The organism is Planococcus alkaliphilus (genome assembly GCF_057031095.1).
Genome location: NZ_CM168060.1, coordinates 1,436,401 through 1,458,001, shown reverse-complemented (window position 1 = coordinate 1,458,001; position 21,601 = coordinate 1,436,401). Strand labels below are relative to the sequence as shown.

Here is a 21,601-nt window from a genome sequence, read left to right as displayed (position 1 = left end):
CTTGAGCGTGGTGCGTTGTTTTCATAACTAATAATGAAAGAACTATTAACATTCATGACCACATATGTTGAACTAAAGAATTAGCTTTTACAAATCGCTTCGGCGCTTTGGGCAGTGCAAAGATTATGCTCCTGCGCACTGCTCGTCGCAAAGGAGGCGACAAGTCGCTCCTTGCCTCACACAATAAGCCGAGAAGAGCACTCGTCTTATTGCTCCGCCTAGCCCCTGGACGCGCCGGCGCTAAGGGATGCCTTGATATGGAGCAAACAGCGGAGACTCCTGCGGGACCAGCGAAGTGCTGAGATCCACTCGGGCTTTTAGCCCGAGTTAGCTTAGCGCGAGCCCGCGGAAAGCGTAGCTGTTTTGCGGAATATCATTTTGTAAAACAATTTATTTCAACATATGGTAGTAAGTTATGCAGTAAAGCAATGAATGCTCTCGCAGAAAAGTAGAGCTGCTTTGCGTAATATCCTTCCACTCCTTTAGAAAACAAAAAAACCCCTTCGTCTGTAAAAGGACGAAGGAGTTGTTCGCGGTACCACCTTTATGCGCAAGTCAAAAAGAACCTGGCTCTCAAGTTCGATAACGGATTTCACATCCGGTCCCCGCTACTCGAATTTCACGGAAACTGCTCCGAGGTGACATTCAAATGCTTGTTCATGAAAGCCTTTCACCAAGCGGCCTTCTCTCTGAAATGTACGCACATTTTACTATCCTCATCAACGCATTAATTATTTACTTGAATCCATTGTACTCAATTTGCGCTTTTACCGTCAAGCTTTTTCACGATAACGGCCACAATCGGCGAGGCGACGAGCAGGATAAAGAAGAGGCGGAATAAATGAAAGCTTGTGATCAAGGCCACATCCGCTCCGGCATCAAGCGCAGTAATTGCCATTTCAGCCATGCCCCCTGGCGCTGCACTCAAGAAGAAATCGAGGAATAAATAGCCCGGCAGCCAGCTCGTTAAGAGATACGCGATGCCAGTCGAGAAGACAATCAGCAAAATATTATTTACGACGATGGCTGTACCAAGACGGATATTCATCTTTTCACGAACTTGTTCCATCTGCAGCCCCAAATTTGCCCCGATGAAAATCTGCGCCATGGCAATGAGCCAGTACGGCATTTCAACTAATACTTCCCCAGTGATTGTTTGCATGCCGGCCATTGTGAGGATTGGTGCGAGCACTTCCGCCGCTGGGAATCCGATTTTTTTCATTCCGAAGTAAACGAGGATCCCGGCAGCAATCGCCAAGAAGAAATGGCCAGGAGCAAACGAAAATTCCTGCGACAGGATTTCGCCAGCTTCTCGCCCATCCAGGAATACGGTTAAAAACGGCACAATCGTTACGACTAGTAAGATACGGAAAGTCTGCATCATCGTCACGACTGTGACATTCGCAGACTTAACATCTTCCGAAATGACGACCATCTGCGACAAGCCACCAGGCATCGAGCCGAGTAGACTTGTCGCCAAGCTTTCATCGGCCATCTTTCGGAAAAGCAAGCCTAGAAGCAAGGATAAGGCGACGACGGAAAATGTCAGAAAGGCCATGAACGGCAAATCGAGCCACATCAAAAACACCGCTTCACGCGAAAATGAGGAGCCGATTTGCACTCCTAGAAGCACAAGGCCAGCGACTTTCAAAAATTTCGGCCAGTAGAATTTCAGTTTTGTAAATTGATTCAGGATCAATAGCACGAACATCGGCCCAAGCAGCCAAGGCAAAAACATACCGACGGCTTCAAATAAAGCACCTGAAGCAATAGCGATCAACGCAGTTAAGATAAACGGTCTCACAAAATTTCCTACTTTCACAACTTAAGCTAATGTCCATGATACACCAAAATAGAAGCGCTATGAACTCTATGAGCGCTTTTTGAAGTTCTAAGAGAGGAAAACCCGATTCTATAGTCATCCGCACTCTTTTATTCCACAAAAAAACGGACGGATAAACTTACTATCCGCCCGCTCACTTATCTTCTTTTATTAACGTGCTAATTTAGCGAATACGTTATGGAAAGCTTCCACCGTTTTCGCAATATGCTCTTCTGTATGGGCAGTTGATAAGAACATGCCTTCAAACTGGGATGGCGGCAGGAAAATGCCTTCTTCCGCCATCAAGCGGTAGTAATCGGCAAATAATGCCGTATCGGATGTTTTTGCTGTTTCAAAATCCACCACTTCTTCATTCGTGAAGAAAAAGCCGATCATGGAACCCGCACGGTTCACCGTATGCGGGATGTTGTATTTCTCAGCTGCCGCACGGAAACCGGCTTCCAGCTGATCCCCGCGTTCAATGAAGGTTTCGTAGCTCGCTTCATTTAAACGGCTTAAGGTTTCAAATCCTGCAGTCATCGCAAGCGGATTGCCTGAAAGCGTCCCTGCTTGGTAGATTGAACCGCTTGGCGCCACTTGTTCCATGATTTCGCGTTTGCCGCCGAATGCGCCGACAGGAAGTCCGCCGCCGATCACTTTGCCTAGGCATGTCATATCCGGCGTTACGCCGAAATAGCCTTGTGCGCAGTTATAGCCGACGCGGAATCCGGTCATGACTTCGTCAAAAATCAAGATTGTGCCATTTTCAGTCGTCAAATTGCGAAGCTCCTGCAAGAAACCGTCTTTCGGCGGGACAACACCCATATTGCCGGCAACCGGCTCAACAATGACAGCAGCGAGATCGTTGCCGAATTCACGGAATGCGTGTCTTACGCTTTCCAAATCATTGTAAGGAACGGTGATCGTGTTTTGCGCAATCGATGCCGGCACTCCCGGTGAATCCGGCAAGCCAAGCGTTGCAACACCTGAGCCCGCTTTGATCAAAAGGCTGTCGCCGTGGCCGTGGTAGCAGCCTTCGAATTTCAAGATTTTATTGCGTCCGGTATAGCCGCGCGCTACGCGCAATGCACTCATCGTCGCTTCCGTTCCTGAAGAAACCATGCGCACCATTTCAATCGATGGTACACGCTCCATTACAAGTTTAGCAAGTTCATTTTCAAGCAAAGTCGGCGCACCGAAACTTGTGCCGGACATCGCAGTTGCCTGAATCGCTTTGACTACTTCCGGATGCGTATGACCTAGGATCAGCGGACCCCAAGACAACACATAGTCGATATACGTATTGCCATCGATATCCGTAATCGTCGCACCGCTGCCGGAAGCCATGAAAATCGGATCCATATTGACCGATTTAAACGCACGCACCGGGCTATTGACGCCGCCCGGCATTAAGTTTTTTGCTTCGTTAAATGCTGCAATTGAATTTTCGTATCCCATTTACTTCTCCTCCAGCCAGCGTGCCGCATCTTTTGCATGATACGTCATCAAGATATCCGCTCCAGCGCGTTTCATGCTGAGCAAAGTTTCAAGAACGATCTGTTTTTCGTCAACCCAGCCATTCAATGCCGCAGCTTTGACCATTGCATACTCGCCGCTGACGTTGTAGGCAACAATCGGCACATCAAAGTTGTCGCGTACTTCACGGATGATGTCCAAATAAGAAAGAGCCGGTTTCACGATCATGAAATCCGCACCTTCTTCAATATCTGATCCTGCTTCGCGTAAAGCTTCCAAGCGGTTCGCCGGATCCATCTGATAAGTCTTGCGGTCACCGAACTGCGGTGTTGAATGCGCCGCTTCACGGAACGGGCCGTAGTAAGCGGAAGAATATTTCACGCCGTAGGACATAATCGGCGTATTTTCAAATCCAGCCTGGTCCAAACCGTAGCGGATTGCTGCGACAAAGCCGTCCATCATGTTCGACGGCGCAATAATGTCCGCTCCTGCTTTCGCTTGGGACACCGCTGTACGGGCAAGCAAATCAAGCGATTCGTCGTTCAAGATGACACCATTTTCGATCACGCCGCAATGGCCGTGGTCTGTATATTGGCAAAGGCATGTATCGGCAATCACCACTAATTCCGGATGGCGATTTTTTGCGAAGCGGATCGCTTCCTGCGTGATGCCGTGGTCGTGGTAAGCTTGCGACCCGACAGCGTCTTTTTCATTCGGCACACCGAACAAAATGACAGAAGGAATTCCTAAAGAAACCACTTCGTCCAATTCTTCGCCTAGTCTATCCAATGAAAAATGGAATACGCCCGGCATTGATGAAATTTCCTCTTTTACATTTTCGCCTTCCACAACAAAAATCGGGTAAATAAAATCTTCTTTCTGTACGCTCGTTTCGCGAACCATCGAACGGATATTAGCCGATCCGCGCAGGCGGCGATGGCGTCTAAAATTCAATTCTGTCATCATTGCAACTCCCTTTCGCTATTTCGTTGATCACTTCTAAATACGTATACTTTTTCGGGCGGTAATCGACATGGCCGCCATTCTGTTTGATGGCGTTTTCCGTAATGTGGCCAATGGCCGCCGTCCGGATACCCGACCAATCCCCTCCTGCTTCCCGGTAAGCCGAGACAGCTGAAGGACTGGCAAATATCACAATCAATTCTTTCATTTCCATCAATGTGCGTGCATTGCCGATTTTAAGGGAAGTCTCATAAATTGTCCATTCATCAACATGGAGCGGCATCGATGCAATCGTGCTCTTCGCAAGCGTCCCTTTCACAAACAGGCATTTCACATCGCTCCCGACTAATGCCGGGAATTCCTTCACAAAAACATCTGCACTATAGACGGTGGGAATAAAATCCACACGGTAGCCATGCTGCTCTAAAGTTTCAGCCGTCTTTTCCCCAACGGCGGCGATTTTCGCTTGAGTCGGAACGTGCAGTTGGCAAAAAGCCTCCGCACTCGTGCCGCTCGTGAAAATCAGCCAATCGTATAGTTGGACCTTCGGCATTTCGCTTTGGCGAATGGAAGTTTCAATAAGCGGCAAATACAAAGCTTTGCCGCCCAATTGTTCTACTTTTAAGACCGCTTCTTCCGGCTTTCTTGAACCGGTAAAAACAATGGTCTCACCCTTTAAAGCGTTTATCTTCTCAGACATTGCTCTCAGCTTTTACTTTTTGGATCAACTCATAGCCGCCTTGTGAACTGATTTTTTCAGCTACCGTACGGCCTGCTTCGATCGGATCGCGGCTGATAGCTGTTTCTTTGAACACTTGCTCAGCATCAGGCGATGAAATCAAACCAGTAAATGAAATTTCTCCTTCAGAAACCGTTGCATAGCCGGCAATCGGCACTTGGCAGCTGCCGTCCATATCTTTCAAGAATTTGCGTTCTGCATTAACTGCAAGCGCTGTGTTCTCATCATTAAGTTTTGCCAATTCCGCAAGCAATTCCGTATCTTCTTCGCGGCATTCGATAGCAAGCGCCCCTTGGCCGATTGCAGGAAGGCATTCTTCAACTTCCAAAAATTCCGTCACGATGTCTTCTTTCCAGCCCATGCGCTTCAGTCCGGCAGCAGCAAGCAAGATTGCATCGAAATCGCCTGAATGCAATTTCGCCAGGCGTGTATCAATGTTTCCGCGGATCCACTGGATATCAAGGTCCGGACGCAGCAATAGCAATTGGGAACTGCGGCGCAGGCTGCTAGTTCCGACAACTGCTCCAATTGGAAGGTCCATAAACTTCACGTGATCGTTTGAAATGAAAGCATCACGTGGATCTTCACGTTCCGGGATACAGCCAATGACAAGGCCTTCCGGAAGAACAGATGGCATATCCTTCATGCTGTGGACTGCAAAGTCGATTTCTTTATTGTAGAGCGCTTGTTCAATTTCTTTAACAAACAAGCCTTTGCCTCCAACTTTAGAAAGCGTCACGTCAAGAATTCGGTCGCCTTTTGTCACGATTTCTTTTATTTCAAATTCAAACGGCGCACCTGCCGCTTTTAATTTTTCGATAAACTGATTCGTTTGCGTCAACGCAAGTTTACTTCTTCTTGAACCTACAATAATTTTTCTCATTTGAATCCTACCCTTCTTTAATACCAGAAATGAAATTCAGATAACCGACTTCCTAAAAAGAAATTGATCAATAATAATAAAAATGCATAAATATGGGCCATCGCATACGGCATGCCGCTAAGTGAACCTTTGCGGTTGCGGTATAGAATCCAGCTGTAGACGAGCAGCAAAATGAAGGACCCGACGATCTTCATATCGAAGAGCGAGAACTCATTCAGCGAAATGACTGCCCATTGAAGCCCAAGCACGAGCGATACGAACAGCAAGGAAATTCCGACCAGTATTGAAATCGTCATGCCGAGCTCCGCTTGCCCAAGCGACGGCAGATTGCTCCACTGTTTCGTCCATTTTTTCTTTTTCAGCAAGCGGTACAAAATCATGTAAAGCGCTGAAAAAACGAAGGATAGCGAAAACGCCACATAAGACAAAATGGCAAACGTGATGTGAATCAGCAACAGCTCCGAAACGAGCGATTCCCCTACCGGCGACCGTTCAATCTGAACCGGCGCGAATGTATGGATGGTCATAAAGATAAATCCGATGATGTTAATGAAAAATACCGCAAAATCGAAGCGGTAAAATATGCGAAGGACAAGTGACAAGGTCACGAGCAGCCAAGCATAAAAATAGATCCCTTCGAAAAGGGTCAATATTGGAAAGCGCTGCGTTTCAATAATATACAGCACTAAAAACACAGTCTGCAAAACCCAAACAATTCCAAGCAACGTCATGGCAATGCGGCTGGCTTTTTTCTCTTTATATAAATAATCGATAAAATAAAAAACAAGGCTGACAGCATATAGAATAACCATAGCTTCATGCAGCCTTGCCATTGTTATATCAGCCATCCTATTCCCCTTCGTTTCCATAGTTAAAGGCGCTTCGTATCTACATTTTAACATATAGATTCGAAAACGCCTCTTTCAGAAAGCTTAAAATGAATATCCGGGAATTTCCTGTTGCTCTGCCTGTTTTGAAGATGTGGCCGCTTTTGGTTTAACAGCTGCCGTCTGCTTCTGGATTTCTGCTTCGACTTCCTCTTCAATTCCGAAAATCTTTTGGAACAGTTCGAGCTGCTCACGCGCTTTTGGCGCACCAGCCATTTCTTTCGCCTGCAAAATCGGGTCTTTCAATAATTGATTGATGATCGATTTTGTGTGTTTGTTGAGGATTTTCTTTTCACGGTCTGTCAGATCCGGCATTTTGTTTTCAATGCTCGCCATAGTTTCCGACTGGATCGCCAATGCTTTTTGGCGCAATGCCGAAATCACTGGAACTACACCAAGCGTCGCCAGCCAATCATTGAACTGATTCGACTCCTGCCCAATCATCGCCATGATTTGCCCAGCTGCGCGTTCACGCTCAGCCAAATTCGCTTCAACTATTCCTTGCATATCATCGATGTCGTATAAAAAGACATTGGACAAATCACCGATGCGCGGATCGATATCACGCGGCACCGCAATGTCGACGATGAATAATGGCTTGCCTTTGCGAAGCTTCTCTACGTATTGCATCAATTCGAAATCGATGACAAAATCCGTTGCGCCTGTAGAAGAAATCAGAATGTCCGCATCTAAGAGTGCACATTGCAATTGATTCATCGGCAACGCTTTGCCTTCAAACTTCTCTGCTACAGCTTCCGCTTTCTCGAACGTACGGTTGATGACCGTCACGTGGTTAGCTCCGCTGCCCTGCAAGTTCTTAATCGCCAGTTCGCCCATTTTCCCGGCACCTAAAATCACGACATGCTTGTTTTTCAAGCTGCCGAAGATTTTCTTGCCGAGTTCCACCGCTGCATATGAAACCGATACGGCATTCTCGCCGATCGCTGTTTCTGAATGCGCACGTTTCGCCAGCGTCACTGCTTGCTTGAACAATTGGTTGAAAACCGTTCCAGTCGTCCCATACTCTTGGCCAGCCAGGAAACTGTTACGGACCTGTCCAAGGATCTGAGTTTCTCCAAGCACCATCGAATCGATGCCGGCAGTTACACGGAACAAATGCTCAACCGCTTCTTCTTGTTCATAGACAAATAAATATTGGGAAAATGACTCTTGCGGAAGTCCGAAATAATCCGCCAAGAATTGCTTCACGTAATAACGGCCGGTGTGAAGCTGATCGACAACTGCATAGATCTCTGTCCGGTTGCAGGTCGATACGATGACATCTTCCAATATGCTTTTTTGCTCTTTTAACGCTTGCATCGCTTGTGGAAGTTCAGTCTCGATAAACGACAGTTTTTCTCTGATTTCCACTGGTGCAGAGCGATAATTCACCCCGACTACTAATGTATGCATGGGATCAAAACACCTTTCACGTTCAATATTTCCTATCTATAAGTATACCACTATTATAGTTTCAGAAGCCTTTCAAAATGTGAACAAGCCATGAAACTATTACATTTTGCTGTACAGTGGGAGTTAATATTATTACTTTATAATTATTATAATGTAAGTTTAGCAAAGCATCCTTCCGACAACAAGTATAACGCTCTTAGTCGAAATAGTGCATTAACTTTCGGCATATTAAAGAAGGGAATTGGAGTTGTTTGCGGGATAACCGCGTTTGTTTGCGGAATACGGGCGTTTATTTGCGCAATAAACGAGTTGTTTGCGGAATTTCTTATTATATTTGTGGAATAGCGGGCTTTATTTGCAGAAAGCTGTTTCCCCATATAAAAAGAGTACAGCTCATAGCTGCACTCTTCCCAATTACATTCTTTTTTCGATTTCAGCCCAAGCTGCATCTTTGCCAAGCCCGGTTTCAGATGAAAAGACGATTAACGGATCGCCTTTTTCCATTTCCAAGGTTTCACGGACAATTTTCTTATGCTTGTCCCATTTGCCTTTTGGAATCTTATCCGCTTTTGTCGCAATGATGATGCACGGAATATCGTAATGCTTCATGAAATCGTACATCGCGATATCGTCGCGGCTTGGCGGATGGCGAAGATCGACGATTTGGATAACCGCTTTTAACTCATCGCGCCCCGTAATATACCGCTCGATCATTTTGCCCCATGCTTCGCGCTCCGTCTTTGCCACTTTTGCGTAGCCATAGCCCGGTACATCCACATAGAACAATTTCTCTTCGATTTTGTAAAAGTTCAAGGTCTGCGTTTTCCCCGGTTTTGAGGAAATGCGCGCCATGCTTTTACGCCCGATCATTTTGTTAATGAAAGACGATTTCCCGACATTTGAACGTCCCGCTAAGGCAAATTCCGGCAAGCCGTCTTCCGGATACTGATCCGGACGGACGGCGCTGATTACAAGTTCTACATTATTGACTATCATTCATTTTCTCCTTCTAATGCGATTTCGAGTGCCTCTTCCGCTTGAGAAACAAGTTTGAACGTCAATTCTTCACGTACACTTTCCGGAATGTCTTCGATATCCCGCTCGTTATCTATCGGCAAGATGATCGTTTTCAATCCGGCACGGTGTGCGCTTAATGTTTTCTCTTTCACGCCGCCAATCGGCAAGACGCGTCCACGCAGCGTAATTTCACCGGTCATACCGACTTCGCGGCGAATCGGGCGTTTAGACAGCGCAGATACCAGTGCAGTCGCAATCGTAATCCCGGCAGATGGACCGTCTTTTGGCACCGCTCCTTCAGGTACGTGGATATGGATATCCTGCGATTCATGGAAAGACGGGTCAATGCCAAGTGATTCGGCATTTGCTCGGACAAACGAAAGGGCCGTCTGTGCCGACTCTTTCATGACGTCTCCCAGTTTACCAGTCAATTGGAGTTTGCCTTTGCCAGCCGATAACGAAACTTCGATCTGAAGCGTGTCTCCGCCAACTGTCGTGTAGGCAAGGCCTGTCGCCACGCCGACTTGGTTGACCGTTTCAGCCATACCGTAACGGAATTTGCGCTTCCCTAAATACTCTTCCACTAAATCAGCCGTTACTGCCACCGATTCTTTTTCACCGCTGACAATCTGTTTCGTCACTTTGCGGCAAATGGAAGCAATTTGGCGCTCAAGGCCACGGACTCCCGCTTCCCGAGTGTAATAACGGACAACGGAAAGCAATGCAGCGTCATCGAAAGTCAATTGGTCTTCTTCCAACCCATGTTCTTTCAATTGCTTCGGCGCTAAATGGTTTTTCGCGATCATTTGTTTTTCCGCTTCTGTGTAGCCCGCAATCGTAATGACTTCCATCCGGTCGCGAAGCGGTCCTGGAATCGATCCAAGATCATTTGCCGTCGCGATGAATAAAACATTCGAAAGATCGTAGGTTTCTTCTATATAATGGTCGCTGAATGAATTGTTCTGTTCCGGATCCAATACTTCAAGCATAGCTGATGAAGGATCTCCGCGGAAATCATTCGACATCTTATCGATTTCATCGAGTAAAAACACTGGATTTACAGTAGATGCCTTTTTCATTCCTTGGATAATGCGTCCTGGCATCGCGCCGACATACGTGCGGCGGTGTCCACGGATTTCCGATTCGTCGCGCACGCCGCCAAGGGATACACGGACAAATTTGCGGTCAAGCGATTCAGCAATCGATTTCGCTAGAGAAGTTTTCCCGACTCCGGGAGGCCCTACTAAACAAAGGATCGGCCCACGAAGCGATTTCGTCATCTGCTGTACGGCTAAATACTCCAATACACGCTCTTTGACGCTTTCCAAGCCGTCATGGTCACGGTCAAGGACTTCTTCGGCGTATTTGATATCCAAACGGTCTTCAGTCGAATTCGACCATGGAATCGTCACAAGCCACTCGATGTAATTGCGGATAATGCCGCTTTCAGCTGCTGCTGACGGCAATTTTTCGTAACGGTCCAATTCTTTCAGAGCTGTTTTTTCCGTAGATTCCGGCATGCCAGCTTCTTCGATGCGTTTCTTCAGATCAACGATTTCAGCTGATTTACCGTCTTTATCGCCAAGCTCTGTTTGGATCGCCTTCATCTGTTCACGAAGGTAAAACTCTTTTTGCGTCTGTTCCATCGATTTTTTAACGCGCTGGCTGATGCGTTTTTCCAGATCGATCACTTCTTGCTCATTATGCAAGCGTGTAATCAGCATTTCCAATCGCTTATCGATATTGAAGGTTTCAAGAATCTCCTGTTTGCCAGCCACTTTGATCGGCAAATGCGAGGCCACCATATCTGCTAAACGGCCCGGCTCTTCGATATCAGCCACAGTGTTGTAAGTTTCAGTCGTAATTTTCTTCGAAGCTTTTGCATATTTTTCGAAATGCTCCAGCAGCAAGCGCATTAATGCATCTTGCTCTGCTGTCCGTTCCGTTTCATCCGGGAACGTCGTCACTTCAACCATCGTCAAGTTTTCTTCTTCTGTATATTGCTTCCACTGCGCACGTTCCTGCCCTTCTACAAGGACACGGATAGTGCCGTTCGGCAATTTCAACATCTGTTTAATGTATGCGAGTGTACCAATTTTATGCAGATCGTCTTTTTCCGGCTGCTCTGTACTCATTTCTTTCTGAGTTGCAAGGAAAATGATATTGTCTTCAAGCATTGCCTGCTCTAGAGCCGCAATGGACCGCTCCCGGCCTACATCAATATGCAAGACCATCGTCGGAAATACGAGGAGCCCTCGCAGCGGCAATAAAGGCACGCGTTTCGTTATTTTTTTCTTAGCCATTCGGGAGAACACCTCCGGTTATTTTCGTCAAAAAAACAAGCTGACCCTAAACGCGCGGATGTGCACGATCAGAGTCAGCCCGTATCATCCTATATTCCGCTTGCTTGCAGCGGCTTCCCGCTGAAAGCAGTTTTACTTAGGCGGATGTTTTCTCGTTATTGTCGCCTTTATATTCTGAGCCGTCTTCTAGCAATAGTTTCGGCTGAGCGCTATCAGTGACGGTTTCTTTTGTAATGACGCATTCCACGATATCTTCGCGGGACGGCAGGTCGAACATGACTTCAAGCATGATATTCTCAATGATTGAACGAAGTCCTCGGGCACCTGTCTTGCGTTCAATCGCCAATTTCGCGATTTCCACTAAGGCATCGTCTTCAAATGTCAATTCGACATCATCAAGCTCCATCATTTTCTGGTATTGCTTGATCAATGCATTTTTCGGTTCAGTCAAGATCTGCACCAATGCGTTTTCATCCAATTGCTCCAGGCTTGCCAATACCGGCAAACGCCCGATGAACTCTGGAATCAAACCGAATTTCAATAAATCTTCAGGAATCAATTGGCTAAGCAATGATTTCTCATCCAATTCCTCTTTGTTCGGGTCTGCACCGAAACCGATGACTTTATTGCCCAAACGGCGTTTGATGATTTGGTCTACACCGTCAAAAGCACCGCCGACAATGAATAATACATTCGTCGTATCGATTTGGATGAATTCTTGATGAGGGTGCTTGCGTCCGCCTTGCGGTGGCACGCTTGCAGTCGTTCCTTCAAGAATTTTCAATAAAGCTTGCTGAACGCCTTCACCGGAAACATCGCGTGTAATCGATGGGTTTTCCGATTTACGGGCCACTTTATCGATTTCATCGATATAGATGATGCCTTTTTCTGCGCGTTCTACGTCATAATCCGCAGCTTGGATCAGTTTCAATAGAATGTTTTCAACGTCCTCACCTACGTAGCCTGCTTCTGTTAAAGAAGTAGCATCTGCGATTGCGAAAGGAACGTTCAGGATGCGGGCCAAAGTTTGAGCAAGCAAGGTTTTCCCGCTCCCTGTTGGTCCAATCAAAACGATATTCGATTTCGACAGCTCGACATCGTCGATCTTGCTGTTCGAGTTCACACGTTTATAGTGGTTATACACAGCGACAGCAAGCGACTTCTTCGCTTTTTCCTGTCCGATTACATAACCGTTTAAAATGTCCAAAATCTCTTTCGGTTTTGGAACTTCTTTGAATTCTACTGCTTCTTCTGTACCAAGCTCTTCTTCTACGATTTCCGTGCAAAGCTCAATACATTCGTCGCAAATATATACACCTGGTCCTGCAACCAGTTTACGGACCTGCTCTTGCGGTTTACCGCAAAATGAACATTTAAGATGGTCTTTTTCGTCATTGAATTTGAACAATGTATTCACCCCTATTCAAGCCATTATCTTACAAGATATTCGTTATTGTATCAACTAATTAGAATTAAACCAAAAGGAAAGCATTATGTAGGGTATTAAATTGATGTTAGTTGATTTCTTTTATATAGGCTATGTCTGTTTTATTGGTTTTATGTAGAAGAAAACAAGGCACGATGCCGTGCCTTGTTTTCGGTTGTAAATTATAGGCTTTAATTATTCAGCGTCTTCAGCATTTGCAATTTCAGTTGTGATTTTAGCGTTTTCCACTAAGAATTCAACTGTGTTTTGCATACGGATGTCATTTTCAAGCATTTCAGTACCGCCTAAAGCAGCTTTGATCTGTTCTGCATCCATGTTGAATTGGCCAGACATTTTTTCAAGTTCTTTGTTGATGTCTTCAGCTGTTACTTCCATGTTTTCTGCAGCAGCAATTGCTTCAAGAACTAGCGATACACGTACGCGTGTTTCAGCGTCATCGTGCATTTGAGCGCGAAGTGCCTGCTCGTCTTGTCCAGAGAATTGGTAGTAAAGGTCAAGGTTCATGCCTTGTTGAGTCAAACGCTGTTCGAAATCTTGCATCATGCGGTCCATTTCAGTGTGGATCATTGCATGTGGAAGGTCGATTGTTGCGTTTTCTGCAACTTTTTGTACCAACTCATCGCGAAGTTGAGCATCTGAAGCTGATTGTTTTTCAGCTGACAATGTTTCTTTCATTTTTGTGCGCAATTCATCTAAAGAAGCGACTTCCGCATCGATTTCTTTTGCAAATTCATCGTTAAGTTCAGGAAGTTCTTTTGCTTTCACTTCGTTTACTTTCACTTTGAAAGTTGCAGCTTTTCCTGCAAGCTCAGCCGCGTGGTATTCTTCAGGGAAAGTGACTTCAACGTCTTTTTCTTCTCCTGCTTTCACGCCAACCAATTGCTCTTCGAATCCAGGGATGAATGAGTTTGAACCGATTTCAAGAGAATAATCTTCTCCTTTGCCGCCTTCAAACGCTTCTCCATCAACAAACCCTTCGAAATCGATAACAGCTGTATCGCCTTCAACGATTGCTTCGTCTTCTTTAACAGCAAGTTCAGCAAAACGCTCTTGGTTTTCTTTCAATTGGTTTTCGATTTCTTCGTCTGTTACTTCTGTATCTTGCTTTGTTACTTCGATGCCTTTGTATTCGCCAAGCTGAACTTCAGGTTTAACGATCACTTTAGCAGTGAATACCAATGGCTTGTTTTTCTCCATTGTGTCGATATCGATTTCCGGGCGGTCAACTGGGTTGATTCCGGCTTCTTCAACAGCGTTCGCATAAGCGTCCGGCAAGATGAAATCCAAAGCATCTTGGTACAATGATTCAACACCAAAACGTTTTTCGAACATTTGGCGAGGCATTTTCCCTTTACGGAAACCTGGCACGTTAATTTCTTTTACAACTTTCTTGAATGCTTGATCCAATCCTGCATTTACTACTTCTACAGGCACTTCTACTGTTAACGTTCCTGTGTTACCTTCTTGTTTTTCCCATTTTGCTGACATATATTAGCCCTCCAAACATTTTCTACAAAGTCATATTACGTGTATTATACGAATTTTGACAACCTCCATATTATAGCATAGATGGCGTCATGTTCAACTATTTCTACCCATTCCGAAACTCGAACCAAGCTTCAGCCTGAATTATCAGCTTGAGCAGCTCTTCATCCACCCCATTTGATGCTTCTCCGGTAAACAAACTATCCAGATAACCCATATAGGCTTCTGCAACTTCCCGCCCTTCAAATTCATCCCACGCAAAAGGATAGATCAAGTAAATATGGCGTTCAAACAGTTCAATCGCCATTTCCAGGCGGGTCGGGTCTTTCGATAAAGCTTCTTCCAAATAACTGCGGATCATTTTAATGCGTTTATTGTTTATAGGGTCCGGCAAGGCGGCGGCTGAAAATTCACCTTCGTAATGGAACTTCTTGATTTTGAGCCGGCCAGCCACTTTTTCCTGGTGGAGCGTAAATAATATGTATGTTTTGGTGAGCAGATCGGTATCTGGGTGTTCAGCAAGCGCAAACAACTTCTCTTTCAGCGGCTCGTAATATGCCGGCTGCAGTTCCATAATGAGATGCTCCTGTTCACTCGGCCGAAGCGCGGTAAAATGTTCAGCTTCGTATAAACGGATATCCACTTTTTCTTTGGATACATTCGCTGCAATCCGTTCGTTCAGCTCACGCAATTGCTGAAATTGCTCAAGCCGCTCTTCCGGCAAGATTTTTTCTTCAATCAGCATTTCGATCATTTGCTCAGCTTCTTCAAATTCCCTCACTTGCATCAACAAACTTATGTATAATTCCATCGTCTCCAAATAATGGATCGGACCCACTTTTAACAGCTCGCGGCAGACGTCGAGCGCCTCTTCATAATCCCCCAACTCAAATAAGCAATAAGCGTAGGCTCCAAGCGCTCCCGCATGTTCAGGTTCATACGCCAGCACTTGGTATAGCTTATCGCGGGCTTCGGTGTACTGCTCGTCTTTCAGGAGATTCATGCCGTCTGTCAACAAGCGGTTGATCGTGGTCGGAAATACGATGACATTGCCTTTCCGTTTGAGCTCCCTATATTTCTTCCGCATTTTTACCACCCCATTTATTGCCTCTATCATAACATAAGGGGATTTATCGGGAAAATAAAACCATGGATTTTTTTCATTTCCTGGGAGCTGTATTAAATATTGCCTGACAAGCTAATTAAATTTTTGAATTGGTCTAACCGGAACCATCGTGGCAAGAATTGGCGGATTTCATCGTCATTATAGCCCACCTGCAATTTTCTGCCGTCATGAATAATCGGCAAGCGAAGAACGCCCGGGTTGTCCTGGATGACTTTATAAAGCTGAGACAAAGACAAAGCATCGAAATCGATTTTCAGCTTTTTGATTGCATAAGCTTTTTTCGAAATGATTTCTTCTGTTCCTTCATTTGTCAGGGAGAGAATTTCTTGAATCTCTTCTATGGTGATGGGTGTCGTGGAGAGGTTTTTTTCTTCGTATGGAATTTCATACTCATCTAACCAAGCGATCGCTTTTCGGCATGAGGTATTGCTCGTTGCAGTGAATAATTTAGCTTTCATCATTTCACATTCCTTTCATAAATCTTTCCTGTGCGCATTTTCTGGAGACTTTCCGGAGGGAACAGCGTACGGCAAAATATTTTCGCGAATTGCTGGTAATCCACGTCCTCCCCTTTACTGACCCGATTTTGCAGCTTTTCTAATAAGGACTCCAAACACCAGGTTAAAGTTTCAATCTCAATGTCCGGCCAGAGATACCCTTTCTTCTGCAAAACGGTTAAATCTTTTACAAACTTCTGATGCATCCGGTCTTTTGCGTTATTGATGATTTCTGCCAGCTCAGCGTCACGCAGCAGCAACTCAGGCATCAATTTTTGGAGATTGGATTCATTTATCTTGTGGTAATGGATTTCAAGGCGTCCTGCGAGCAGCTTTTCCGGATCTCCGCTTTTCCATTCCAGCTCGAGCGGCATCATTGAATCCAATTGGTTTTCGATCAAGGACATCAGGAGTTGGCGTTTATCGGAAAAGTAGCGATAAAAAGTTCCAGTCGCGACACGTGCATGGGCCGCAATTTCTTTTGCAGTGGTTTGGTCGAACCCTTTTCGGCTGAATAATTCCTTGCCACTGGCAATTAAGGCTTCTTTTTTTTGTTTTGACCGTGATTGTTTAGGAGAAGTCGGAAAACTTCCAACAAGGTCTTCGTGTGGCATTTTCTCACCTCTTTATACAGAATAACACGTTTCACCCAATAACATGAACTCGAGTTCATGTTATTCATCATTTTTTTGAATGCGGATTCACATTATGGACAAATAAATGAAAAATCCGGAGCATAGGCTCCGGACAGATAAATTAATTCAATTTAGAAATACTTCCTCATTTTGTACTTTCATCCAAAATGGCAATAGAACAATAGCAAGGAGGAAAAATCCTAACATTAAGCTGATGGTTACCCATCCTTCTATATCAAAAAAAGCTTGGATCAATAATGGCAAAGGAATTAGCATATTAAGAAGCAAGATCTGTTTTCTGGATTTCGGAGTTGTGTATTGTTTTTTGCTGCAATATGGGCATTTCATGCTTGTCGTCAAAACAAAAGAACTCTTTAAAGTCTGTTTCCATGTCCACCCGGTTTTGCAGTTTTCACATATCGGCAAATTTCTTCCCTCCAATTACTATTAAGAAGATAATGGTTGTATTTATATTTATAATAAAAGAGGCCTGAAGCAATTTGCTTCAGGCCTCTTCCTATGTATCATTTCGATAAGTTTACGTCCCAGGAGCGATTCGAACGCCCGACCGACGCCTTAGAAGGGCGTTGCTCTATCCAGCTGAGCTACTGGGACATGGCTTTCTTCGTTTCCAAACTTCAACACCACTGGGTGGGCTGCGTTTTTCAACTGAAAGACAATTTTAATTATAGAAATGATTTCAAGAAAAGTCAATGCTATTTTAAAAAAACATTAAAATTTATTTCTTTTTATTTTATTGGCCATTATCCAGCCATTCCGGCATCGCTTTTTCCAATTCGCGGAGTGCGTTGCCCCGGTGGGAAATCGCTGCTTTTTCTTCTGGCAGAAGTTCCGCCATTGCTTTTCCTTCGTTAGGCACAAAGAAAATCGGATCGTAGCCGAACCCGTGGTCGCCTCTTCGTTCAGAAAGGATCATTCCTTCGCACGACCCTGAATAAGTAACAGTTTCCTTATTTGGCGAAGCGATTGCGAGAACGCAGCGGAAGCGTGCTGTACGTTGTTCTTCAGATACACCTTCCAATTTCGCTAACACTTTTTCAATATTGGCTTCATCGCTTTTTGCTTCACCGGCATAACGGGCCGAATAGACCCCAGGTTCGCCGTTTAACACATCAATTTCAAGCCCGCTGTCATCTGCAATAACAGTAGTTTGAAGGGCTTCAGCCACCGCTTCCGCTTTAAGGATGGCATTTTCTTCGAACGTTACGCCTGTTTCTTCAACGTCCATGTCTTTTGCTACATCACGAAGCGTTAACACCTCGTATCCGAGCGGTCCGAAAAGGGCTTCAAAATCCTTCGCTTTGCCTTTGTTTTGAGTCGCAATGATTACTTGTTTCATAAGTTCGATTCCACCTCTTCCCCGATTTTCTGCGCCAAGCTTCCAAGTACCTCTTTTTGTTTTTCAATCAATTGCTGGATTCCGCTTTCACCAAGGTCCAGAAGTTCATTGAGTTGAGTCCGCGTAAACGTCGACTCTTCCCCAGTTCCCTGCAGTTCCACAAAATGGCCGGCTCCAGTCATCACAAGATTCATATCGACTTGTGCGGAAGAATCTTCTACATAGTTCAAGTCCAGGATAGCTCCAAGTTCACTGTCGATGCCCACGCTAGTCGCTGCTAAAAAGTCGGTAACCGGAAATGCAGGAAGCTCCAATTTTCCAATGGCCATTACCATTGCCACAAACGCTCCCGTGATTGAAGCTGTTCGTGTTCCGCCATCCGCTTGGATAACGTCGCAATCGATCCATAAAGTCCGTTCACCCAGCTTTTCCAAATCTACGACAGCACGCAAGGCACGGCCGATTAAACGTTGGATTTCCATCGTCCGTCCACTGATTTTCCCAGCAGAAGCTTCCCGCCGGTTTCGGCTATTGGTGGCACGCGGCAGCATCGAATACTCCGCCGTGATCCATCCTTTCCCTTGGCCGCGCAAAAATGGCGGCACTTTGTCTTCAATGGTCGCTGTACAAATCACTTTTGTCTGGCCAACCGTAATCAATACAGAGCCTTCCGGATGGATTAAATAATCCGCTTCCATCTGCACCGGGCGCAGTTCATTTATTGCTCTTTCATCAATTCTTGTCATGAGAATCCTCCTTGTATTTGCTCAAATAGCTTACCATATTTCCTTTACTACAGCCAAAAACCCGATAGCTAAGCCATCAGGTTTTTGGAAATCGGATAGAGTGGATCAACGGATGATCAATGCTTAGCCATTTTTCAATAATCGAAGTAAAGATCGGTGTGGAACCGGATGTGTAAAAGTGATGGATTGGCGGCTTTTGCCGGTCAGCGAGCTGTTTTTTGTATCTCAGGTGCCGCTCGACGTCTTTTGCCGTTTCTTCAGCAGAAGACAATACTTTTACGCCGTCCCCGAAAACTTCCTCGATAAATCCTTGCAGCAACGGATAATGGGTACACCCCAAAATTGCCGTATCAAATTCTTCTTCTTCAATCTGGGAAAGGGTATCCTGCACCATTGTCCGGGCAAATTCCCCTTCATATTCATCACTTTCCACAAGCGGCACAAACCGCGGACATGCCAATTGGACAACATGCGCAGAAGAGACCAATGACTTGATCGCTTTTTCATAAGCGCCGCTTTTCACCGTCCCCAATGTTCCAAGAACTGCGATATTTTTGCTATGGGATGTTTTAATTGCAGCTCTCGCCCCTGGGAAAATCACACCGATGACAGGGATCGGCAGTTTTTTCTGCAGTGAATTCAATGCAGCAGCCGTTGCTGTATTGCAAGCGATCACCAGCATCTTAATTTTCTTTTTCATTAAAGCTTCGGCCATTTGCCATGTGAATTTACGGACTTCTTGGAGAGAACGGGGTCCATACGGGCATCTGGCATTATCCCCTATGTAATAAATCTGTTCGTTCGGCAAAAGTTTGATGATCTCTTTTGCCACCGTCAGTCCGCCTACTCCTGAATCAATAACTCCGATTGGCGCATTCAAATTAGTTACCTCAATTCTATTTCATGTTTGTATGCAGTTTTTCAAGCAAGAACGAAAACCGCTCAACTTCATCGGCACTGAAATCTTCAAGCACCGTCTCTAAATAATCTTGTCTCTTTTTAATCACTTCTTCAATGATCCGTTCGCCCTCTTTTAATAATTTGATCCGAACGACACGGCGGTCTTGTTCCTCCCGCACTCGGACCACTAACTCATTTTTTTCCATTCGGTCGACAAGGTCGGTCGTCGTACTGAAAGCCAAATACATTTTGTTGGAAAGGTCTCCAATTGTCATATCGCCATGTTCGAAAAGCCATTGCAGCGCCACAAATTGGGGAGGTGTGATCGTATAGGAATTCAAGATCTCTCTCCCTTTTTGCTTGATCAAACCGGATATATAGCGCAATTCTTTTTCCATAAATGCTACTTTATCGGAATTGTGTGGAATATGGTTATTGGTGTTTGTCATTACAATCATCCACTCCTCGGTTACGTATCTTCTCTTCTATAGTGAAGGTTTTTTATGGTTATGGCAAGAACCCAGTCAGTTTTCCATCGAAATGGCTTGGTTGCTAGTTAGCAATTCCCGCTCTTCCGGGCTCCAAGGAAATCCTTTTCCGGTTTCCTTGGAAATCTGCACCATCGCGCCTCTACCTGTAAAGCAGGTTTCTTCTTTTTCATTGACTGCCCAGTAATGGACATCTATCGAAGAATTTCCGACTGATGCAACTTTAACGTAAATATCCATTTTTTCGTCAAAGAAAACTTGTTTTACGTAGTCGACTTGCATATCTGCTACGACGGGAAACAAATCACTGCCTTTTAGCCAACGCTGCATAAGCCCCAGTTCTTTCATATACTCGATGCGTGCAAATTCAAAATACGTAATTGGCACCGTATTATTCACATGCCCGAACATATCCGTTTCTGAAAAACGCACTTGGACCGGCGCAGAAAAGCGAAACTCTTCTTTCCATTTATTAAAATTTTCAATGTACTTGGCTTTCATCTAAAATCCTCCAGTATGTAATACAAGGTCATATTTTATTAGTATAGCAAAACTTAGACCTTTACCTGAAATCATATATCTAAATCAAAAGAAAAAACCCCCGCCGCAGCAGGGATTTTTTTCAATAAGACTAATCAACCATTCTGTCGCTTCCGAAGAAGTTGCGGAACATTTGAACTGTTGTGTCGCGGTTCAACGCTGCGATTGATGTTGTCAAAGGAATTCCTTTTGGACAAGATTCAACACAGTTTTGAGAGTTACCGCAGCTGCCTAGACCGCCATCGCCCATGATTGCATTTAAGCGCTCATCGCGAGTCATAGATCCAGTTGGGTGCGCGTTCATCAAGCGAACTTGTGAAAGTGGTGCCGGTCCGATGAAATCGGATTTATCATTGACGTTCGGGCATGCTTCTAAGCATACGCCGCAAGTCATACATTTTGAAAGTTCGTAAGCCCATTGGCGTTTGCGTTCTGGCATACGAGGTCCGTCGCCAAGGTCATGAGTTCCATCGATTGGCACCCAAGCTTTGACTTTTTTCAGTGAATCGAACATGCGGCTGCGGTCTACGATCAAGTCGCGGACTACAGGGAATGTCTTCATCGGCTGAAGGCGGATTGGCTGTTCCAATTGATCGACAAGAGCTGTACACGACTGGCGTGCTTTGCCGTTGATGACCATTGAACAAGCTCCACATACTTCCTCAAGACAGTTCATGTCCCAAGTGACCGGAGTTGTTTTTTTGCCGTCCATTGTAACTGGATTCCGGCGGATTTCCATCAACGCCGAAATGACGTTCATGTTCAAGCGATATGGCAATTCGAACTTCTCGAAATACGGTGCTTCATCCGTAGAGTTTCGGCGTTCGATTTCAAATATAACCGTTTTTGCTGCTTCACCCATGGTAAATTAGCT

The 21,601-nt window shown here is 45.2% G+C and carries 21 protein-coding genes, 1 tRNA gene and 1 other annotated feature; all 22 genes read right to left on the bottom strand.

Features of this window, described 5'->3' with window-relative positions:
• Positions 1–510 precede the first annotated feature (510 nt).
• Positions 511–732, bottom strand: a binding site (T-box leader).
• A gap of 22 nt (positions 733–754) precedes the next feature.
• Positions 755–1,804, bottom strand: a complete 1,050-nt coding sequence (locus AC2EXB_RS07545) for an AbrB family transcriptional regulator (protein ID WP_483604274.1) — start codon at positions 1,802–1,804, stop codon at positions 755–757.
• Between the two features lie 189 nt (positions 1,805–1,993).
• Positions 1,994–3,280, bottom strand: coding sequence for a glutamate-1-semialdehyde 2,1-aminomutase (gene hemL / locus AC2EXB_RS07540; RefSeq protein ID WP_483604273.1), 1,287 nt, complete (start codon positions 3,278–3,280; stop codon positions 1,994–1,996).
• A complete protein-coding gene (hemB, locus tag AC2EXB_RS07535) occupies positions 3,281–4,261 on the bottom strand; it encodes a porphobilinogen synthase (RefSeq protein ID WP_235198968.1) in 981 nt (326 codons plus the stop codon).
• Entirely contained in the window at positions 4,242–4,961 is a 720-nt protein-coding gene (locus AC2EXB_RS07530) for a uroporphyrinogen-III synthase (protein WP_483604272.1), read from the bottom strand. The genes hemB and AC2EXB_RS07530 overlap by 20 nt, the downstream gene beginning before the upstream one ends.
• A complete protein-coding gene (gene hemC / locus AC2EXB_RS07525; RefSeq protein WP_235198966.1) occupies positions 4,954–5,883 on the bottom strand; it encodes a hydroxymethylbilane synthase in 930 nt (309 codons plus the stop codon). The genes AC2EXB_RS07530 and hemC overlap by 8 nt, the downstream gene beginning before the upstream one ends.
• A gap of 17 nt (positions 5,884–5,900) precedes the next feature.
• Positions 5,901–6,731: a cytochrome c biogenesis protein CcsA gene (gene ccsA / locus AC2EXB_RS07520; protein ID WP_235198965.1), complete on the bottom strand. Its 831-nt coding sequence runs from the start codon at positions 6,729–6,731 to the stop codon at positions 5,901–5,903.
• 84 nt (positions 6,732–6,815) lie between these two features.
• Positions 6,816–8,183 (bottom strand): glutamyl-tRNA reductase, encoded by a 1,368-nt coding sequence (hemA, locus tag AC2EXB_RS07515; RefSeq protein WP_483604271.1) that lies wholly within the window; start codon positions 8,181–8,183, stop codon positions 6,816–6,818.
• Positions 8,184–8,597: 414 nt separating this feature from the next.
• Positions 8,598–9,179 (bottom strand): ribosome biogenesis GTP-binding protein YihA/YsxC, encoded by a 582-nt coding sequence (gene yihA / locus AC2EXB_RS07510; RefSeq protein WP_235198963.1) that lies wholly within the window; start codon positions 9,177–9,179, stop codon positions 8,598–8,600.
• Entirely contained in the window at positions 9,176–11,503 is a 2,328-nt protein-coding gene (gene lon / locus AC2EXB_RS07505) for an endopeptidase La (protein WP_483604270.1), read from the bottom strand. Before lon ends, yihA begins: the two co-directional genes overlap by 4 nt.
• A 136-nt stretch (positions 11,504–11,639) precedes the next feature.
• Positions 11,640–12,911: an ATP-dependent protease ATP-binding subunit ClpX gene (clpX, locus tag AC2EXB_RS07500; RefSeq protein ID WP_251478603.1), complete on the bottom strand. Its 1,272-nt coding sequence runs from the start codon at positions 12,909–12,911 to the stop codon at positions 11,640–11,642.
• Between the two features lie 213 nt (positions 12,912–13,124).
• Entirely contained in the window at positions 13,125–14,438 is a 1,314-nt protein-coding gene (tig, locus tag AC2EXB_RS07495; RefSeq protein WP_235198961.1) for a trigger factor, read from the bottom strand.
• A gap of 103 nt (positions 14,439–14,541) precedes the next feature.
• On the bottom strand, positions 14,542–15,522 hold the full coding sequence (locus AC2EXB_RS07490) for a tetratricopeptide repeat protein (protein WP_483604269.1): 981 nt from the start codon (positions 15,520–15,522) through the stop codon (positions 14,542–14,544).
• Between the two features lie 92 nt (positions 15,523–15,614).
• Positions 15,615–16,019, bottom strand: a complete 405-nt coding sequence (gene spx, locus AC2EXB_RS07485; RefSeq protein WP_483604268.1) for a transcriptional regulator Spx — start codon at positions 16,017–16,019, stop codon at positions 15,615–15,617.
• On the bottom strand, positions 16,019–16,672 hold the full coding sequence (locus tag AC2EXB_RS07480; protein ID WP_483604267.1) for a TetR/AcrR family transcriptional regulator: 654 nt from the start codon (positions 16,670–16,672) through the stop codon (positions 16,019–16,021). Before AC2EXB_RS07480 ends, spx begins: the two co-directional genes overlap by 1 nt.
• 147 nt (positions 16,673–16,819) lie before the next feature.
• Positions 16,820–17,119, bottom strand: coding sequence for a TIGR04104 family putative zinc finger protein (locus AC2EXB_RS07475; RefSeq protein ID WP_483604266.1), 300 nt, complete (start codon positions 17,117–17,119; stop codon positions 16,820–16,822).
• A gap of 115 nt (positions 17,120–17,234) precedes the next feature.
• A tRNA-Arg gene (locus AC2EXB_RS07470) sits at positions 17,235–17,308 on the bottom strand.
• Positions 17,309–17,447: 139 nt separating this feature from the next.
• Positions 17,448–18,053 (bottom strand): XTP/dITP diphosphatase, encoded by a 606-nt coding sequence (locus tag AC2EXB_RS07465; protein ID WP_483604265.1) that lies wholly within the window; start codon positions 18,051–18,053, stop codon positions 17,448–17,450.
• On the bottom strand, positions 18,050–18,799 hold the full coding sequence (gene rph, locus AC2EXB_RS07460; RefSeq protein ID WP_483604264.1) for a ribonuclease PH: 750 nt from the start codon (positions 18,797–18,799) through the stop codon (positions 18,050–18,052). The genes AC2EXB_RS07465 and rph overlap by 4 nt, the downstream gene beginning before the upstream one ends.
• A 76-nt stretch (positions 18,800–18,875) precedes the next feature.
• Positions 18,876–19,679 carry a glutamate racemase gene (gene racE / locus AC2EXB_RS07455; RefSeq protein ID WP_483604263.1) on the bottom strand — a complete coding sequence of 268 codons (804 nt, stop codon included), beginning with the start codon at positions 19,677–19,679 and terminating at the stop codon, positions 18,876–18,878.
• Positions 19,680–19,695: 16 nt separating this feature from the next.
• The gene (locus AC2EXB_RS07450; RefSeq protein ID WP_235199283.1) at positions 19,696–20,148 is read right to left on the bottom strand and encodes a MarR family winged helix-turn-helix transcriptional regulator; all 453 of its coding nucleotides are present in this window, start codon (positions 20,146–20,148) and stop codon (positions 19,696–19,698) included.
• Between the two features lie 75 nt (positions 20,149–20,223).
• On the bottom strand, positions 20,224–20,688 hold the full coding sequence (locus tag AC2EXB_RS07445) for an acyl-CoA thioesterase (protein WP_483604262.1): 465 nt from the start codon (positions 20,686–20,688) through the stop codon (positions 20,224–20,226).
• Between the two features lie 130 nt (positions 20,689–20,818).
• Complete coding sequence (sdhB, locus tag AC2EXB_RS07440; protein WP_235198953.1) at positions 20,819–21,589, bottom strand: succinate dehydrogenase iron-sulfur subunit; 771 nt, start codon at positions 21,587–21,589, stop codon at positions 20,819–20,821.
• Positions 21,590–21,601 lie beyond the last annotated feature (12 nt).

What these genes read in the sequence shown, in the direction of transcription:
- yihA (WP_235198963.1), bottom strand. Translation starts at nt 9,179, where the DNA reads ATGATAGTCAATAATGTAGAACTTGTAATCAGCGCCGTCCGTCCGGAT.
- AC2EXB_RS07445 (WP_483604262.1), bottom strand. Translation starts at nt 20,688, where the DNA reads ATGAAAGCCAAGTACATTGAAAATTTTAATAAATGGAAAGAAGAGTTT.
- AC2EXB_RS07480 (WP_483604267.1), bottom strand. Translation starts at nt 16,672, where the DNA reads ATGCCACACGAAGACCTTGTTGGAAGTTTTCCGACTTCTCCTAAACAA.
- AC2EXB_RS07490 (WP_483604269.1), bottom strand. Translation starts at nt 15,522, where the DNA reads ATGCGGAAGAAATATAGGGAGCTCAAACGGAAAGGCAATGTCATCGTA.
- AC2EXB_RS07465 (WP_483604265.1), bottom strand. Translation starts at nt 18,053, where the DNA reads ATGAAACAAGTAATCATTGCGACTCAAAACAAAGGCAAAGCGAAGGAT.
- hemL (WP_483604273.1), bottom strand. Translation starts at nt 3,280, where the DNA reads ATGGGATACGAAAATTCAATTGCAGCATTTAACGAAGCAAAAAACTTA.
- ccsA (WP_235198965.1), bottom strand. Translation starts at nt 6,731, where the DNA reads ATGGCTGATATAACAATGGCAAGGCTGCATGAAGCTATGGTTATTCTA.
- AC2EXB_RS07450 (WP_235199283.1), bottom strand. Translation starts at nt 20,148, where the DNA reads ATGACAAACACCAATAACCATATTCCACACAATTCCGATAAAGTAGCA.
- lon (WP_483604270.1), bottom strand. Translation starts at nt 11,503, where the DNA reads ATGGCTAAGAAAAAAATAACGAAACGCGTGCCTTTATTGCCGCTGCGA.
- spx (WP_483604268.1), bottom strand. Translation starts at nt 16,019, where the DNA reads ATGAAAGCTAAATTATTCACTGCAACGAGCAATACCTCATGCCGAAAA.
- sdhB (WP_235198953.1), bottom strand. Translation starts at nt 21,589, where the DNA reads ATGGGTGAAGCAGCAAAAACGGTTATATTTGAAATCGAACGCCGAAAC.
- rph (WP_483604264.1), bottom strand. Translation starts at nt 18,799, where the DNA reads ATGACAAGAATTGATGAAAGAGCAATAAATGAACTGCGCCCGGTGCAG.
- hemA (WP_483604271.1), bottom strand. Translation starts at nt 8,183, where the DNA reads ATGCATACATTAGTAGTCGGGGTGAATTATCGCTCTGCACCAGTGGAA.
- hemB (WP_235198968.1), bottom strand. Translation starts at nt 4,261, where the DNA reads ATGACAGAATTGAATTTTAGACGCCATCGCCGCCTGCGCGGATCGGCT.
- hemC (WP_235198966.1), bottom strand. Translation starts at nt 5,883, where the DNA reads ATGAGAAAAATTATTGTAGGTTCAAGAAGAAGTAAACTTGCGTTGACG.
- tig (WP_235198961.1), bottom strand. Translation starts at nt 14,438, where the DNA reads ATGTCAGCAAAATGGGAAAAACAAGAAGGTAACACAGGAACGTTAACA.
- AC2EXB_RS07530 (WP_483604272.1), bottom strand. Translation starts at nt 4,961, where the DNA reads ATGTCTGAGAAGATAAACGCTTTAAAGGGTGAGACCATTGTTTTTACC.